Source organism: Celeribacter litoreus (assembly GCF_020165855.1).
Classification (GTDB): domain Bacteria; phylum Pseudomonadota; class Alphaproteobacteria; order Rhodobacterales; family Rhodobacteraceae; genus Celeribacter; species Celeribacter litoreus.
The window spans coordinates 210,892-226,421 of sequence record NZ_JAIUFY010000001.1; the positions used below are offsets into that span (position 1 = coordinate 210,892).

General features: G+C 57.9%; 17 protein-coding genes. 13 read left to right on the forward strand and 4 right to left on the reverse strand.

What is annotated here, in order from left to right:
- Together LA304_RS01055 and LA304_RS01060 are read right to left on the reverse strand one after the other, a co-directional pair.
- Positions 1-1,233 carry a glycosyltransferase gene (locus tag LA304_RS01055; protein ID WP_224501260.1) on the reverse strand — a complete coding sequence of 411 codons (1,233 nt, stop codon included), beginning with the start codon at positions 1,231-1,233 and terminating at the stop codon, positions 1-3.
- A complete protein-coding gene (locus LA304_RS01060; RefSeq protein ID WP_224501261.1) occupies positions 1,230-2,477 on the reverse strand; it encodes a glycosyltransferase family protein in 1,248 nt (415 codons plus the stop codon). Before LA304_RS01060 ends, LA304_RS01055 begins: the two co-directional genes overlap by 4 nt.
- A 199-nt stretch (positions 2,478-2,676) precedes the next feature.
- Between LA304_RS01060 and LA304_RS01065 the strand changes: the two genes are divergently transcribed.
- The 5 genes from LA304_RS01065 to LA304_RS01085 are packed head-to-tail and all read left to right on the forward strand — an operon-like array spanning position 2,677 to position 7,420.
- The gene (locus LA304_RS01065) at positions 2,677-3,597 is read left to right on the forward strand and encodes a glycosyltransferase (RefSeq protein WP_224501262.1); all 921 of its coding nucleotides are present in this window, start codon (positions 2,677-2,679) and stop codon (positions 3,595-3,597) included.
- Entirely contained in the window at positions 3,590-4,783 is a 1,194-nt protein-coding gene (locus LA304_RS01070) for a glycosyltransferase family 4 protein (RefSeq protein WP_224501263.1), read from the forward strand. Before LA304_RS01065 ends, LA304_RS01070 begins: the two co-directional genes overlap by 8 nt.
- A complete protein-coding gene (locus LA304_RS01075) occupies positions 4,780-6,078 on the forward strand; it encodes a hypothetical protein (protein ID WP_224501264.1) in 1,299 nt (432 codons plus the stop codon). The genes LA304_RS01070 and LA304_RS01075 overlap by 4 nt, the downstream gene beginning before the upstream one ends.
- 2 nt (positions 6,079-6,080) lie before the next feature.
- Positions 6,081-6,743: an ABC transporter ATP-binding protein gene (locus LA304_RS01080; RefSeq protein WP_224501265.1), complete on the forward strand. Its 663-nt coding sequence runs from the start codon at positions 6,081-6,083 to the stop codon at positions 6,741-6,743.
- 35 nt (positions 6,744-6,778) lie between these two features.
- On the forward strand, positions 6,779-7,420 hold the full coding sequence (locus LA304_RS01085; protein WP_224501266.1) for a sulfotransferase: 642 nt from the start codon (positions 6,779-6,781) through the stop codon (positions 7,418-7,420).
- Between the two features lie 2 nt (positions 7,421-7,422).
- On the opposite strand, the gene LA304_RS01090 is transcribed toward LA304_RS01085, so the two are convergent.
- A complete protein-coding gene (locus tag LA304_RS01090; protein ID WP_224501267.1) occupies positions 7,423-8,286 on the reverse strand; it encodes a sulfotransferase in 864 nt (287 codons plus the stop codon).
- Between the two features lie 135 nt (positions 8,287-8,421).
- On the opposite strand from LA304_RS01090, the gene LA304_RS01095 reads away from it, so the two are divergent.
- The 8 genes from LA304_RS01095 (at position 8,422) to LA304_RS01130 (ending at position 14,080) form a co-directional block, all read left to right on the forward strand.
- Positions 8,422-9,213, forward strand: a complete 792-nt coding sequence (locus LA304_RS01095) for an ABC transporter permease (protein WP_224501268.1) — start codon at positions 8,422-8,424, stop codon at positions 9,211-9,213.
- An 87-nt stretch (positions 9,214-9,300) separates the two neighbouring features.
- The gene (locus LA304_RS01100; RefSeq protein WP_224501269.1) at positions 9,301-9,912 is read left to right on the forward strand and encodes a ribonuclease D; all 612 of its coding nucleotides are present in this window, start codon (positions 9,301-9,303) and stop codon (positions 9,910-9,912) included.
- Between the two features lie 10 nt (positions 9,913-9,922).
- Positions 9,923-10,885 carry a KpsF/GutQ family sugar-phosphate isomerase gene (locus tag LA304_RS01105; RefSeq protein ID WP_224501270.1) on the forward strand — a complete coding sequence of 321 codons (963 nt, stop codon included), beginning with the start codon at positions 9,923-9,925 and terminating at the stop codon, positions 10,883-10,885.
- 9 nt (positions 10,886-10,894) lie between these two features.
- The gene (gene lptC / locus LA304_RS01110) at positions 10,895-11,494 is read left to right on the forward strand and encodes an LPS export ABC transporter periplasmic protein LptC (protein WP_224501271.1); all 600 of its coding nucleotides are present in this window, start codon (positions 10,895-10,897) and stop codon (positions 11,492-11,494) included.
- A 20-nt stretch (positions 11,495-11,514) separates the two neighbouring features.
- The gene (lptA, locus tag LA304_RS01115; protein WP_224501272.1) at positions 11,515-12,024 is read left to right on the forward strand and encodes a lipopolysaccharide transport periplasmic protein LptA; all 510 of its coding nucleotides are present in this window, start codon (positions 11,515-11,517) and stop codon (positions 12,022-12,024) included.
- Positions 12,021-12,752, forward strand: a complete 732-nt coding sequence (lptB, locus tag LA304_RS01120) for an LPS export ABC transporter ATP-binding protein (RefSeq protein ID WP_224501273.1) — start codon at positions 12,021-12,023, stop codon at positions 12,750-12,752. The genes lptA and lptB overlap by 4 nt, the downstream gene beginning before the upstream one ends.
- Before the next feature lie 244 nt (positions 12,753-12,996).
- Positions 12,997-13,572 carry a ribosome hibernation-promoting factor, HPF/YfiA family gene (hpf, locus tag LA304_RS01125; RefSeq protein WP_224501274.1) on the forward strand — a complete coding sequence of 192 codons (576 nt, stop codon included), beginning with the start codon at positions 12,997-12,999 and terminating at the stop codon, positions 13,570-13,572.
- Positions 13,573-13,615: 43 nt separating this feature from the next.
- A complete protein-coding gene (locus LA304_RS01130; protein ID WP_224501275.1) occupies positions 13,616-14,080 on the forward strand; it encodes a PTS sugar transporter subunit IIA in 465 nt (154 codons plus the stop codon).
- A gap of 24 nt (positions 14,081-14,104) precedes the next feature.
- Here the strand turns inward: LA304_RS01130 and LA304_RS01135 are convergent, their stop codons facing one another.
- Complete coding sequence (locus LA304_RS01135; protein WP_224501276.1) at positions 14,105-15,529, reverse strand: nodulation protein NodH; 1,425 nt, start codon at positions 15,527-15,529, stop codon at positions 14,105-14,107.
- Position 15,530: the final 1 nt, after the last annotated feature.

Below are 15,530 nucleotides of genomic sequence, written 5' to 3' on the forward strand. Positions count from 1 at the left end.
TTACGTTCTGGAAGCCTCCAAAAACGACATCAGGTTATCGGCCTGCTGATCGTAGGAGATCACCGTCGCAGGCTCCGGATGCTTCGCAAGATGGTCCAAAACGTGTTGAATCTCTTGCATGAGCAGTTCCGGCCCCGCACCGATCGGGATGAGGTGCGACGGCTGCACCAGCGGATGCTCCGTCGTGCCGCCACTGTCAGTCTGAATGACCCGAATCCCGCGTGCAATTGCCTCTCGTACGGTTAACCCGTAGGTCTCCTTCCACTGCGACATAAACAGGAGCACGTCGATCTCGGCGTAAAATGCGTCGAGTGCGTCTTGTTCGAAGCGGGGGACAATCTCCCAATCACCACGCATCTGCGCGACCTGCCGCCGGAAGTGATCCGTCCACCAACTGCCATCGATAGACCCATCGACCAACACCCCGCGCAGGTCGTCGGTATCGATGTGTGAAAAGGCTTTGTGGATGAGCGGCCATCCCTTCATATGCGACGGCCCGCCAACAAAGCCGAAACTGATACGCGGATCGCGGGCACGCCGCGCGGCCTGCGCTTCAAAGAACCCTGAACCGGGCAAAGTAACGCCGTTTTCCCAGACAGCGGCCCGTTTCGCATTTGCCGGAATACCCGACCGCACAGCAAGATCACGGGCGAAGGCGGAGGGAAACGTGACGATATCGGCGCTTTCGATGACACTGCGCAGGCGCTTGTCGCGCGTCCGCACCGCCTCAAGATCAACGACACATCCTGCACACCCGTCGACACGGACCGGATCAATTGTGCAATAGGTCTGGTCGGGGCGGATCATAAATTGCCGCTCGCACATCCACCAGAAATCATGCGTAGACAAAACCGTCGGAAGACCGGCTGCCTTGGCCGTCTCGATCAGCCCCCCGCCGAGCTCTTGCACCGAGTGGAAGTGCGCAACATCGGGTTTCAACGTCTCGATCAAATTTGCAAAAACGGCCTGAACCTGCGGATTGTCATAGAGGTCGCGCGTTGCGCGCCCGTGCGGCAAATTCACCGTGAAATTGTCGATCCCGTCAGACTGCGTGCGAAACACAGCATAAGGCGCGAGATCGGTGCGGGACATGGCGGAGAATGCAGTCACTCGCGCCCTTTTCCGACGCACGAGCGACTTTGCCACCTCGCCCGCCACAATCGTCGCCCCGCCATAGCGCCATGGGGCAAAGAACACGTTCGCAACGAGGATGTGAAGGAGATCATCACTCATCGAAAGAACTCCAAAAATTCCGCGTCCGTGATCGGCATGTCAGCGCGCGCAGACCAGTCCCGCTCCAAGATCTTGCGGGCACTCTGCCCCATCTCTCGTGTCCGTCTCCGGTTCACAAAACCGTCCTCTAGCACCTCTTTCCAGGACGATCCTTTCGAGAGGGCATATCCCGTCTCCTCATTCCGAACGATATTCCCGAGATCGCCAACATGCCCAACGACCGAAGGGACACCAACAGAAGCGGCATCCATAACACGCACGGCGCTCTTGCAGGCGTTAAACCGGTCATCGGTCAGCGGCATGAGCGCGAGATCACATTCGGCGAGTTTTTTGAGATATTCGGAGTAGTCGAGAAAGGCGAAGCGTTCGATCTGCGCCGAGAGATCCTGCGGCAAGCGGGTCGGATCAAAGCGCCCGAGGATGCGCAGTCGGCGACGAGGGTCCCCTTCGAGAAAGTCGATGACATCAGCGCGAATAAGCTCGAAATCCTCTTCATGCCCGTCCGACCCCGACGCGAAGACGAGCCGGAATGACGCATCACCTCCCGATTCCACCGACGCCATCGCCCGCGCACCGTCGCGCAGGGTCACTTGATCCGCGAAGTTGCGGCGGCGCACCGTCGGCCGCCCCGTATGGCGCGCCGCTTCCTCCGCCAATGCCGGCGTGGAAAGGGAAACCATATCGGCCATATTCATCGCGGCGGCATAGAGCGGCGCCTCGTTCAGAAAGTGCTGCGCGAGGGAGGCATCGGCACCCTTCATATTCCCGTAGGTCGCATAGGCGGCGACGGAAAACAGGGGATCATCAATGTCATAGAGGATCGGAAGGGAGAGCCGCCGCGCCTCATACAGATGCGCGGCGGTCTTGTCGTCCATCCGCGACCTGTAGAGCATCAGGTGTGTCGCATTCTGCAGAATCGCAGCCGAGCGAGGGAGGTCCTCGTAATGGGAATATTCATAAGACATCCCCATCTGCTCAAAGAGCTCAGACAGCTGTTCGACCCGATATTTCCGGCACTGCGGCAGGTTCAAATCCCCGATGAGCGCAACCTTGCGCCGCTTGCTTAGGGTGGCGGGGCTCTGAAGCGTGTGAAACCCCTCACGAGAGGCGAGATCTACCCAAAACCCGCTCAGGTAATGCGCGCCAGAGGACGCCCCCTTCAACGACATCTCGGACGGGTGCCCGTCACGGCGTCCGGTTATGAGGTAACGCACCCACCATTTGGCTTTTCGGAGCGCGGACATGACTCCTTCCTCATGCACTGCGGTCCAAAATCGTTTGATGTACTGAAGTTTTAATAGTCTCGCCAAGGCCGACCCCACGTTCTGTGCTCGGCCCTCAAATTATTCGCCAGACATTATCAAATATTTAAGCTTCCTCCTGAAATCTGAGGGCAGTTCAACAGAACAGATTTGGTCTCATTTGACCGGGAAAAGAGTTGAAATGACCCTCGCCATCCTCCTCGCGCTTCATGCTGGACGCCGCCATATCGGCGCGCAACTGAACAGCCTTGCGGACCAGACCTTTCGGGATTGGAGCCTCACAGTGGTAGATGACGGGCCTGATGATGGTGGACGCGGACTCGTGGCGCGGTTTTCCGACTATTCGCCGCAATCGGTCTCCTATCATCGACAGACGACACGAGGATTCGCGGAGAACTTCCTCTCCGGCCTGTCCAAACTTCCTCAGGACGCGAGCGGGCTGGCATTCTGCGATCAGGATGACATCTGGTTGCCGGAAAAGCTTGGGAGGGCGACGGAAGCGCTTGCAAAAGTGCCGGAGGCGGTTCCGGCCCTCTATTGCAGCACGCGGATCGTCTGGGCCCCTGAGATTGATCTGCAAGTCACGTCACCGCCGCCACAACATGAGCCGTCCTTTCGCAATGCATTGGTCGAGAATATCGCGACGGGAAACACGATTGTCCTGAACCGCGCCGCACTTCGCCTCGCGAAGGACGTTGCACCGCTCGCGATGGATGTCTTCGCGCATGACTGGTGGCTTTATCAACTCATCACAGGTGTCGGCGGGCGAGTGATGTTCGACCAGCGCCCCTCCCTGCTTTATCGGCAACATAGAGGCGCCGTTCTTGGCGAAGGACGCGGCATGAGAGCCGCTCTGCGCAATAAACGCAACGCTGTTCGCGGACTGTATCGGTCGCGGATTGATCACCAACTCGACGCTTTGACGCGCATCCAGACCCTCCTCACCGGAAAAAACCGCGCCTGCCTCCAAAGATTTCAAACGGCACGGCACGATACGCGTCCGATCCAAAGGATGTTGGCGCTCGCACGCTCCGGCGTGCATCGCCAGTCAACTGCGTCACAGGTGAGTTTTCTGGGTGGAGGCCTGATCGGCTGTGTTTGAAGCACAAAAACCCCACCGGCTCCTCTTGCTTGGCGGCGCGGGAGAGGCCTCCGGCGTTCCGCGGCACATCGTGGATCTCTGCGGGGCTCTAAAGGACGATGTCCTAATCACTGTCCTTTCCGACCGAAATCGCGGTGGCTATGACGCGATTGATGCCATGGGGATCGAACGGCGCGAGATTGAGGGCCTGTCGACGTCCTATCATATCGGTAGATGCACGAAGGTGGTCTCCGCATTGCACACCGAAATAAAAGCGGGCGGCTATGATCTTGTTTGGGCGCATGCCCGTATGCCCGTTCTCCTCCTTCGCCTGATGGGGCCCTGGCTTCCTGCGAGCATGCGGCGCACGATTACATTCCACGGTCTGCCGTTTTCGACTGGCCACCCTCGCGCCCATCGCATGGGCTCCCTCCTTCTGGAGCGGGCGCTCGCACGCATTGGGACGGTCGACGCAGTGTTCTTGAGCCGAGCTCAGAGGGATCATTACATCTCGCGTGTGGGCACGACGTCTAACATCCGGCCTCATGTTCTGGGAAATTCTTCATTCATTGGCGCACCCGGCATATCTCCAAGGCCAAAGGGCGAAATCCGTCTCATCATGACGGCGCGGCATAGCTATCAGAAAAACCTACCTGCCGCCGCGCGGCTGTTCGCGCACCTTCCGCACGAGTTCCGGCTCGATATTTATGGGCACGGAACGCAGGATGACGACCTCCGCGCTGCCTTCCGACGCGAGCTCAGTGAGACCGCGTTCCAAAGGGTTCGTTTTCTAGGCCAAACATCAGACGTCCGCGCCGCCCTGGAGACTGCGGATGGCTACCTTTTGACGAGCCGCTACGAAGGTCTTCCGATTGGCGCGATTGAGGCGATGGAGGCCGGTCTCCCCTGCGCGCTGCCAGCAATCGAAAGCACGCGCGATTTGTGCCGACATAACCCGTATTCCGCCGCCTTGCCGTTGCAGTCGCCGAAACCGGCGGCAGACCGGATCGTCGCGATGATGCAGCGCTTCAAAGCAGACGAACTCACGGCGCGGCATGAGATTCGTGCGGCGTGGCGTCACCATTACGCGCCGGAGCAATGGCGGACTGACGCCCGAGCACTCTTCGGCCGCCTGATCGACGCGCCACCGTCACAGCAGTCGCTGTTTATGCACAAAGCATCGGCGACGGAGGCGCACCCGATATGACGCTGGATGCGCACCCATCGCCCTCGCGCGCCGGGCAACGAGAAGCAAATCAGGCGAAGCGACGCAAACGTGCGGAGCGGGCAAAGCAGCGCGCACTGCGTGAGGAGAAAGAAGAGCGTCGCGAGACAGGTCGCATGCAGGCGGAGGCCCTGCTTCATACTGCGTTCACGCCGGAACTTGACGCGACCGTCGCAAAAGCGAGTCTCAAACCGCGTCACAAGGGACTCTTGTGGAGTTTCCTGCTCACCGTTGTCACTCCCATCCTCTGCGCCGCGCTCTACCTCTATACCGCAGCGGCAGATCAATACGCATCCCGCACGGCCTTCTCCGTCAGGAAGCAAGAGATGAACTCCGCTGTCGAAATCCTCGGCGGGTTCACGCAGCTGTCGGGGTCCAGCACGAACGACGCGGACGTCATCAACAGCTACATCACGTCGCAGGAACTGGTTGAAACCCTCGCGACGACCGTAGATTTAAGGGACCGCTTCGCCACGACGCACGCGACGGACCCCGTTTTCTCCCTGTCCCCCACGGCGACAATTGAAGACCTCGTCCGCTACTGGAATCGGGCGCTCCACGTCTCCTATTCGAACTCCGAAGGGATTATCGCGCTCGAACTCACAGCCTTCACGCCGGAGGACGCGCAGATCATTCTGGAGCAGGTGATCGTGCAGAGCACCGACCTAATCAACGAAATCAACCGCAGCGCCCGCGAGGACCAAATCCGGTTCGCGCGTGAGGAACTCGACAAGTCCGTCGCGCGCCTTCGCGAAGCCCGGATCGCGATGTCAGAATTTCGGAGCACAAACCGCCTGATCGATCCGTCGGCCGATATTCAGGGACAAATGGGGGTGATCAATTCACTCGAACAGGAACTCGCCAGTACGATGATCGAGCTGGACCTCATCTCGGTCAAAGACGGCTCCACAAGCCCTCGAACAGAGCAGTTCCGTCGTAAAATCAAAGCTATAGAAGCCCGCATCGCGGATGAGCGCACCAACATGGCGTCACCCGATCAGGCGGGACTTGCGCGCGTGGTCGGCATGTATGAGGGGCTGCTGATCGACACCGAATTTGCGACAGAGGCCTATAAATCATCCCTCGCAGCCTATGACGCCGCGCTGGCGGAGGCCCAGCGGCAAAACCGATACCTCGCGATCCACGTGCATCCGACACGTGCGGAATCGGCAGAATATCCCCGTCGCGTTCTCATTCTAAGCTTGGCCGGGGCATTTCTGCTTTTGCTCTGGGTCTTGGGCGTTCTCGTCGCCTATGCGGTGCGGGATCGGGGGTGAAGATGGTTCGCTTTGATCACGTCTCAAAGGGCTATCGGACCACGCAGGGTCAAGAAAAGGTAATCTTGGCGAACTGCGCCTTTTCGTTCCCAAGCGGCAAGAAAACTGGCCTCCTCGGGCGAAACGGCGCGGGCAAATCGACGGTTTTGAAAATCATTGCGGGAACTCAAACGCCCGATGACGGGCGCGTTGTTCGGGATGGCAGCGTCTCTTGGCCGATCGGTTACGCCGGTAGCTTTCACCGCGATCTGACTGGCGCGCAAAACACCCGCTTTATTGCCCGCGTCTATGGTGTGGATACAGATGCGCTTTGCGATTTCGTGCGCGAGTTCTCCGAATTGGGGGCCTATTTCGACCACCCTTTGCGCAACTACTCATCCGGAATGCGGGCACGGCTCGCCTTCGGGGTCTCCATGGGGATTCAGTTTGATACCTATCTCGTCGACGAAGTGACCTCGGTCGGGGACGCACGATTTCGCCAGAAATGCGCGGATGTGTTTGAAACGCGCCTGAAAGACGCCGCCGCAATTATCGTCTCGCATTCCCTGAAAATGATCGCCGAGACCTGCGACATGATCGCAGTCCTCGATCAGGGCCGGTTGCTGCGCTTCGACGACGTCGAAGAAGGCATCGGATTTCACGAGCGCAGCATGCAAGTCGGATGACGCAACACATCCCCATTCCCTCAAAGGAGCCATTCATGTTCACCACCTCCCTCAGCCTCTTTGACCACGCCCCGAAAGGGAAACGCTCTATCGTCTGCCTCGGGACACCGCGCGGCGGGACGAGCATGGTGGCCGGTGCGATTGCCGGACTTGGGGTGCATATGGGGACGAATTTGCCGGTGAACGTGGAGGATGATCTCTTCAACCCGGATGTGTTCGGGAGTGACGGGCCGGAATTTATCGAACAGGTCTCGACAGAAATCGCGCACCGATCTGCGATACATGATGTCTGGGGTTGGAAATATCCACGTGCCTCGCGGTATCTGCCCAAGGTCGCGCACCTTCTCCCGTCCCCACGTCTCGTCGTGGTTTTCCGCGATCCGGTGCCCGCCGCAATCCGCACAGCACGGCGGAATTCTCAGGCAAACGCGATCCGGGCGACCGTCGCTGGGAAGCTTCGATCCGAATTGCAGAACCTGAACATGTGTTTTGAACTCGGCTATCCGACGCTGCTCGTGTCTTTCGAAAAGGCCCAAGCGCATCCGGAGGCTTTCCTCGAAGATCTGTCCGCTTTTACAGGCATGCCAGTCCCGGACAACGTGTCTCCCATTCTCGATTTCATGACCCCTGGCAGCTATAAGGACGTCTCAACCCTATTTACCCAGCCTGTGATGTGACGTCAGGAGTGCCAGCTGTCAGGCACGGCAAGGCCTGTCTTCTCGACTTCGGAGATGATGCGCTTGATGTCCTTGGCAAAGAGGTCGGGGAAGAATGCGGGCATCTTGCGGGAGACGCCCTCATTTACCCGCCGGTCCAAAAGCGCCTGCGGGTAGTCGAAATGATCGACGTTCAGGAAGTCCTCAATCCGGCGCAACGTGCCACGCTGATCGGCGTGCAGGTCTTCGAAGAACAAGAACATGCGCGTTTCGGCCGCCAGTCCGCCCTCCATCGCACGTAGCGCCGCGCCGTATTCGGCGTTTTTCCAGATAAAGGGCTGTTTCGCGAAATTCCGAAACTCAGTTGGAGACCACTGATCGAGCTTTTCGAGCTCGTTTGTCACCTGAAGATGGAATTTGACGTGACTCCAGAGCCGTTTGACCGGATGCCGCATGGTGTAGAGCACGCGCAGATGCCGCGCGGACCGCGAGACTTTTCGCCACGCCGCCTCGTCGAGCAGCGCGTTCAGATTTGAGAACTCACAGCAGTATTTCTGACGCCCGCGAAAGGCGAAGAGATTCTTGAACCAGAGATCATCCACCGGACCATCGAGATAGTTCGCCGCCCAGCGCACCCGCTGCCGCAAACTCGGTGCGTGGGCCAGTTTCGGGTCGAATCTCAGATACTTTTTGTGCGCATTCTCCAATCTTCGCCGGTCATCAAGAACGCGATCCCCGCTATAAGCGTGGTAGAAATAGTGGATCTCCTTCTCAAAGCTGAAATAGAGATCGGGATGTTGGCTCATCACCTGAAACAACCACGTTGTTCCCGCCTTCATCGCGCCGGCCGCAACGAACAGATGCTCGAATTGTGGTGTCTCATTCATATCGGTCCGCTCACTTTCCGCGAAGTTGTTAACGGTTTGAAAAGGCGGAATTGCTATTCCGTCCCCATCATCGTCGTGAATGGTTGACGAACCGTTGCGGCGCATCCGAGAAGCGGCAAAAAGGATTAAAACCGGATGATGCGAGACAGGTGCGCCCCAAGTTCATGGGTCACTTTCCGCGTGATTTTCGCGTTGATCCTGCGCGAGATCAGTACGACCTATGGGCGATCGCCGGGCGGATATATATGGGCCATTCTCGAACCTGTGCTCGGGATTGCCCTACTGACGATCATCTTCTCGCTGTTTCTACGGGCGCCGCCGCTCGGGGAGAGTTTTCCACTCTTCTATGCGACCGGAATTCTGCCCTTCACCCTCTACAGTGACGTCTCAAACAAAATCTCGCGGTCGATTTCCTTTTCGCGCCCCCTGCTCTTTTACCCGCGGGTCACGTTTCTTGATGCGATCCTCGCGCGGGCGATACTCGCGACCCTGACTTCGGTGACTGTCATGGGGATTATCCTTTGCGCCATCGTGATGTTGGAAGGGATCGACCTAAGACTCGACCCGATGCTTCTCGGTCTCGGAATAGCGATGCCAATCGCGTTGGGGTTTGGGATCGGATCCCTGAACGCACTGCTCTTCGCAATCGCACCCGCATGGGAACGCGTTTGGGCCATTCTCAACCGGCCAATGTTCCTAATTTCCGGAATCTTCTACCTGTTTACGAGCCTACCGGAAGCCATTCAGAAACTCCTCTGGTTCAACCCGCTGATCCACATCACAGGGGCCCTGCGTGGCGCGCTATATGACCGATATCAGCCGGACTATGTCTCGCCGAGCTACGTGTTTCTCTTGAGCCTCATCTTCGCGGTGCTCGGCATTCTTTTTCTGAAACGTTTCAATAAGCTCATTCTCAACGATCTCTAGAGCGGCGTTCCGCCTGTGTCACTTGCTCCGCACGCGCAGAGGGCTTATGTCCCTTTTTAAAAGCGAGCTGAGCGTAAAGGGTGCCCGATGGCAAATTTTCTCTACAAAAACGACCTGCCGGACGATCTCGACCTCGGGCCGATTGTTGCAATCGACTGTGAGACCATGGGCCTCAACCCGCATCGGGACCGTTTGTGCCTCGTGCAGATGTCCGGTGGCGATGGCAACGCCCATCTCGTACAGATCGAACGCGGTCAAACCGAGGCCCCGAACCTGTGCAAGATGCTCGCGGATCCGAATGTCCTCAAGCTCTTCCATTTTGGCCGCTTCGACATCGCCGCAATGTATCACACCTTTGGCACGCTCGCCGCGCCAGTGTATTGCACCAAAATCGCGTCGAAACTCGTGCGGACCTTTACCGACCGTCACGGTCTCAAGAACCTGCTCGATCAATTGCTGAAGGTCGATATCTCGAAATATCAGCAAATGAGTGATTGGGGCGCAGAGGAGCTGACGACCGCGCAGCTCGATTATGCCGCGTCCGACGTGCTCTATCTTCATCAGCTTCGCGAGAAACTCGACGTGATGCTCGAACGCGAAGGCCGCACCGAGATCGCACAGGCCTGTTTCGACTTCCTGCCCACACGGGCGAAGCTCGATCTCGCTGGCTGGCCCGAAACTGATATTTTCTCTCACTGACGAGGCCACCATGAGCGAACAAGCTACGTTCATCGAAACCGCCCGCCGTGTGATCGGCCAAGAGGCGGAAGCGCTCGGGTTTCTCTCGGAAAGCCTTGGTGCCGAATTCAACGCGGCGGTCGAGATGATCCTCGCCGCCCGCGGCCGGACCATTGTCACCGGAATGGGGAAATCGGGCCACATTGCGCGCAAGATTGCCGCGACGCTCGCCTCGACAGGCACGCCCGCGCACTTCGTCCATCCGGCCGAAGCCAGCCACGGCGACCTCGGTATGATCGGGAGCGATGATGTATGTCTGGTCCTGTCGAACTCGGGTGAGACCCCGGAACTCGCAGACCTGATCGCCTATACCCGCCGCTTCAACATCCCGATGATCGGCGTCGCATCGAACCCCGATAGCTCGCTCATCCGCGCCTGCGATGTGGCTCTCATCCTGCCGAAAGCCGCCGAAGCCTGCGGTCACGGGATTGTTCCGACGACCTCGACGACGATGACCCTTGCGCTCGGGGATGCCATTGCTGTCGCGCTCATGGAGCACCGCTCCTTTACTGCGGACAATTTCCGCGTTCTGCATCCGGGCGGCAAACTCGGGTCCCGCCTGACAAAAGTCAGCGATCTCATGCACCGCGATATGCCTTTGGTGACGACGGAGACGCCGATGCGTGCGACGCTCGACGTGATATCCGCGAAGGGTTACGGCGTCGTTGGTGTCACGGACAGCGATGGCAAGCTGATCGGGATCATCACCGACGGCGATTTGCGGCGCCATATCGACGGGCTTTTGGAAAAGAGCGCGGGCGATATCATGACGCAGAATCCGATGACCGTTTCCGCCGATGCACTCGCTGAAAGGGCCCTGTCGCGCATGGATGAACGGGCCATCACCTGCTTGTTCGTGAGAGACGCAGACCATCCGGATCGTCCCTGCGGCATTCTGAAGATTCAGGACTGTCTGCGAGCCGGAGTGATGTAAAATCGGATCATGACTCGCTACGACAACAGCTACTCACGTTTTGTCGCCTTCGCAAAAGTTGTCTTGCCACTCGCAAGCCTCGCCATTTTGGCGACTCTGTTTCTCTTTGCGCGTGGCCGTGATTTAGGTCTGTCGATTCCCTACGCTGAAGTTGATCTCGAAACGCTCGCGCGGGAACAGCGGCTCGAAGGGCCAGCGTTCTCGACAGTGACCGCGGACGGTGCCGAACTCACATTGTCCGCTGCTGTCGTGCGCCCCGACCTGTCGGCAGTCAATGTCGTGAATTCCTCTGATATCAGAGGGAGCCTCCGGTTTCCTGAGAGCGGTGCGGTCACGCTCGCCGCGGATGCAGGTGTGATTGATGGTCCGAGCCAGATTGCAGAGCTGTCGGGTCATGTGAATGTGGTCACAACAACCGGATACGACATCAATACCGAACGCGTTGCTGCACAGCTTGATGTCTCAAAGATCGAGAGCCCCGGAGAGGTGAACGCCATCGGCCCCGTCGGAAGTCTCACGGCCGGTTCGATGGAACTCTCGCAAGATACCGAGAGCGGTAATTACCTTCTTGTTTTCAAGAAGGGCGTGAAGCTGGTATATCAGCCCTGATGGTTTTAAGGAGTGCGCCCGTGGCCCTAATTCGCAAGCATTTTTCGACTTTGGCGCTCGCGCTCGCGTTCAGTTTTTCCACGGCCCCGGCTCTCTATGCGCAAAGCTCCGAAATCGCGTTTGGCGGCGTCACGCATGACAGTTCTCAACCGATCGAAATCGCGTCCGACGAATTGAGCGTCGACCAGGCAACCGGCGAGGCCACGTTCTCCGGAGATGTTGAAATTCTTCAGGGCACGCTGACCCTGACGTCCCAACTCGTTCAGGTCGTCTACGCAGAGGACAGTCAAGCGATTGCACGACTCATTGCATCTGGTGGCGTGACCGTTTCCGACTCGGGAGACTTTGTTGAGGCCTCCAACGCGGAATATGACCTCGAATCAGGCAACATCACACTCACTGGGAATGTGCTCCTCACACAGCGCGGCAGCGCGATGTCCGGTCAGAAACTCGTTCTGAACCTCGAGACGGGCACAGGCCGCATGGACGGGCGCGTGAAGACAATCCTGCAGACCGGAACGAACCAATGAACGACGAGACCGGCCTCCACGTCCGCAATCTTCGCAAGGGCTATCGCAAGCGGACCGTGATCCGGGATGTGAGTCTCGACCTACAACGCGGAGAGGTCGTCGCGCTGCTTGGTCCGAACGGATCAGGCAAAACAACGTGCTTTTATTCCATCGCGGGATTGGTGATGCCCGAGGCCGGCGAAGTCATCGTTGACGGCCGCAACATCACCCTTTTGCCGATGTATCGCCGCGCCAAAGTCGGCATTGGATATCTTCCACAAGAAGCCTCTGTTTTCCGTGGCCTCTGCGTCGAGGACAACATTCTCGCCATCCTCGAAGTGTCTGAGCCAGACCCGCTCCTTCGGCGTGAAAAGCTTGAGGATCTACTCTCTGAATTTTCCATTGCTCACCTGCGTCGCGCACCCGCACTCGCCCTGTCCGGCGGGGAGCGCAGGCGAGTCGAAATTGCCCGCTGTCTCGCCTCTGATCCGGCCTATGTCCTCCTCGACGAGCCCTTTGCAGGCGTCGATCCTATTGCAGTTGCAGAAATTCGCGGACTCGTCTCCGACCTGACCAACCGTGGTATCGGTGTTCTGATCACGGACCATAACGTGCAGGAAACATTGGGAATTATCGACCGCGCCTATATTTTGCATGACGGTCAGGTCCTGATGTCCGGCACCAAAGAAGAAATCGTGGCCGACGAAACCGTGCGCCGCGTTTATCTCGGTGACAATTTCAGGATCTGAGAGCGGGTTTCGATTGACAATCCCCCGCATTTTGCCGCCAAATACAGGTGATGCATGACGTGCCACATAGAGTCTGCACTGGAACGAAACAGCGTTCTGTAGTGCCGGAAAGAAGCCCCGAAACAAGGATCGGGTCCAGTGAAAAACGCATGCATTCAACTCCCGCTTATGACAAAAACCACGGCCCGTCGCGTTCACCGGAGGAGGTCGAGCGCTCCGGGTCAAACTAAAGAAGGAGGTATCTATGCGGTACCAAATCAGCGGAAAACAAATCGACATCGGTTCGGCACTTCAAACGCATGTGAAAACCGAGCTTGGTTCCGTTCTTGAGAAATACTCTCAACGACCAACCGATGCGAACATCGTGTTTTCGAAAAGTGGGGCTGAGTATAATTGTGAGGCCGTCGTCCACCTCTCCACAGGTTTGACCGCGCAGGCCAGCGCACATTCGCATGAGATCTACGCAGCGTTCGACGCCTGCGCAGAGAAGATGGACAAACAGCTGCGCCGTTACAAACGCCGTCTGAAAGATCACCACAAGGAACGTTCGGAGCCGGTTGAACTTCTCGGAGCTTCCCAGTATATCCTCGCCGCGTCTGAACACGAAGAGGACCAGGAGCCCGAGTCTCTGCAGCCAATGATCGTCGCCGAAATGGAGACTTCCATTCCGACACTTTCGGTCGGTGAAGCTGTGATGCAGATGGAGCTTGCCGGCGCGCCGGTTCTCGTGTTCCAGAAAGAAGGCAAGAACGGTGTGAACGTGGTCTATCGCCGCCAAGATGGAAACATCGGCTGGATTGATCCGAGCATCGCCACTTAAAGGAACAGACCCGCTTCGACGGGTCGAAGCGGGTAGGTCTTTTATGGATATCTCTCAGATTTTGGCCCCACAGGCCGTTAAGGTTGTGGGAAAAATGACGAGCAAAAAACGTCTGTTCCAGGATCTGAGCGAGATCGCTGGAAGCGCGTATGGTCTGTCGGTCAACGACACCTTTGACGCGCTTCAGGAACGTGAAAGCCTCGGGCCCACCGGTGTGGGCCGGGGCATCGCCTTGCCGCATGCGCGCATCGAAGGGCTTGATCGCGTTGTGGGTACCTTCATCCGCCTCGAAACCCCGATGGATTTCGACGCAGTGGATCGTCAGCCTGTTGATCTGGTCTTTGCGCTGTTTGCCCCCGCCGAGTCCGGCGTGGAGCATCTCAAAGCGCTCGCCCTCGTGTCGCGCACGATGCGGGATAACGATGTCTGCGCCAAACTGCGCGCAAACAACGAGATCGCAACCCTGCACGCCATTCTGACGGAAGGCCCCGCAACGAAAGCGGCCTGATCTTTCATGATCGTCAGAGGCGTTTTAGCGCCACGGTTTAAATCCGAGCATCATGTAATCGCGTTGATACGCCGCGCGCACTGCACTCTCGACCTCTGAGTCATAGATGTCTTGCAATGCGAATGGCGTGTCGCCTGCCATTGTCCCGATGCGGGCCGATGGCCTCGCGATACTGTCGGAGAGCCGCGACAGATCATCGGCAAGCGTCTCCTCTCGCAGAATCATGTCAGGGAGCGCGAAGTCGGCAAAGCCCTTGATCACCTCGGACTGGGATGCCCAGTTGGCATCTGTGCGCACCGACGTCTGGCCGTTGAGATTGCCCTCCACGAATGCCGCGAATTTGAGGAACGCTTCTCGATGTTGTTCGAGAGAATAGGATTCGTCGATCGGTCCGACTGGAAGAGGCAACTTGTAGGTCACACGCAGCAGCTCGCGTATTTCTCCGAACGCTTGCGGGCCCGTCGGCAGGATGTGGGCACAGAAAGCGCGATGCAGGCGGACGACAGGGTGACTGATCACGGTGAAACACCGGTGCCCCTTGTTCTTCCTCTTCCACTGCCGCAGCGTTTTCTGCGTAAACTCTCGGGTCAGGTCCTTTGTCGCTGCCCCGTCCATCGCAGCCATCCATGCCTCAATCGCAGCATGTGGTCCACTTTGGACCGGCATGAAGAGCAAAGGAGATTTAGCGCAGGCGACATAGCTCGGCACAGCCGGACCGCGCCGCGGCTCGAAATTGGGCGTGTTCGAGAGATTGAAGAAGTCGATGTTCGCAAGATCAGCGACCATCTCATCGTAGTTCAAAACCTTGTCGCGCAACCGCTTCGGGTTCTGAACCTTGGTCTTTTTCGTCGTCTTCGCGTGCTCTTCGGTCACGCCGAGATAGCGGGCGAGACCGTTGATCACCTCAACGTCCTGTATGTCATCGTAGTTGATGTAGAACGCTGTCTGACCAGAGCGTTGCAACGCGCGCTGGAGATCAAGTTGGAACGCTTTTGTCTCATCCAGCATGGATTGAAACTCTGAGCGATCAAAGGTGACTTGTGCCGACCGCGCGTCTTTGAGGTCACTAAGGCGCCATTGGCCGGTCTCCGCGGCGATCTTGCGCGACACATAACTTTCGAGCGGGTTCCGCGTCAGGATAATTTTCGCGCAGCGGCGATCATCAAGAACAGTCTTCAGGACACGCGGGTCATGATTATGAAAAAACCTGAAACCGGAGAGGCCTTCTGTCTCCTCCTTCATCCGCGCCAAGAGTTGCAAAGGGTTTTCTTCACGCATGGCCATCGTGACCCCAAGCATCTCCTGTTTCTTGGATTTACCGACGAAGGCAGGATTAAATGCCTCACCCCAGCACGTCAGCCCTGGATAGGAGTTCACGTTTTCCTCGAGGAAATTGGACCCCGTGCGCATTTCTGCAAAAATCACGAAAGAATCGAACGGTCTTTGCATG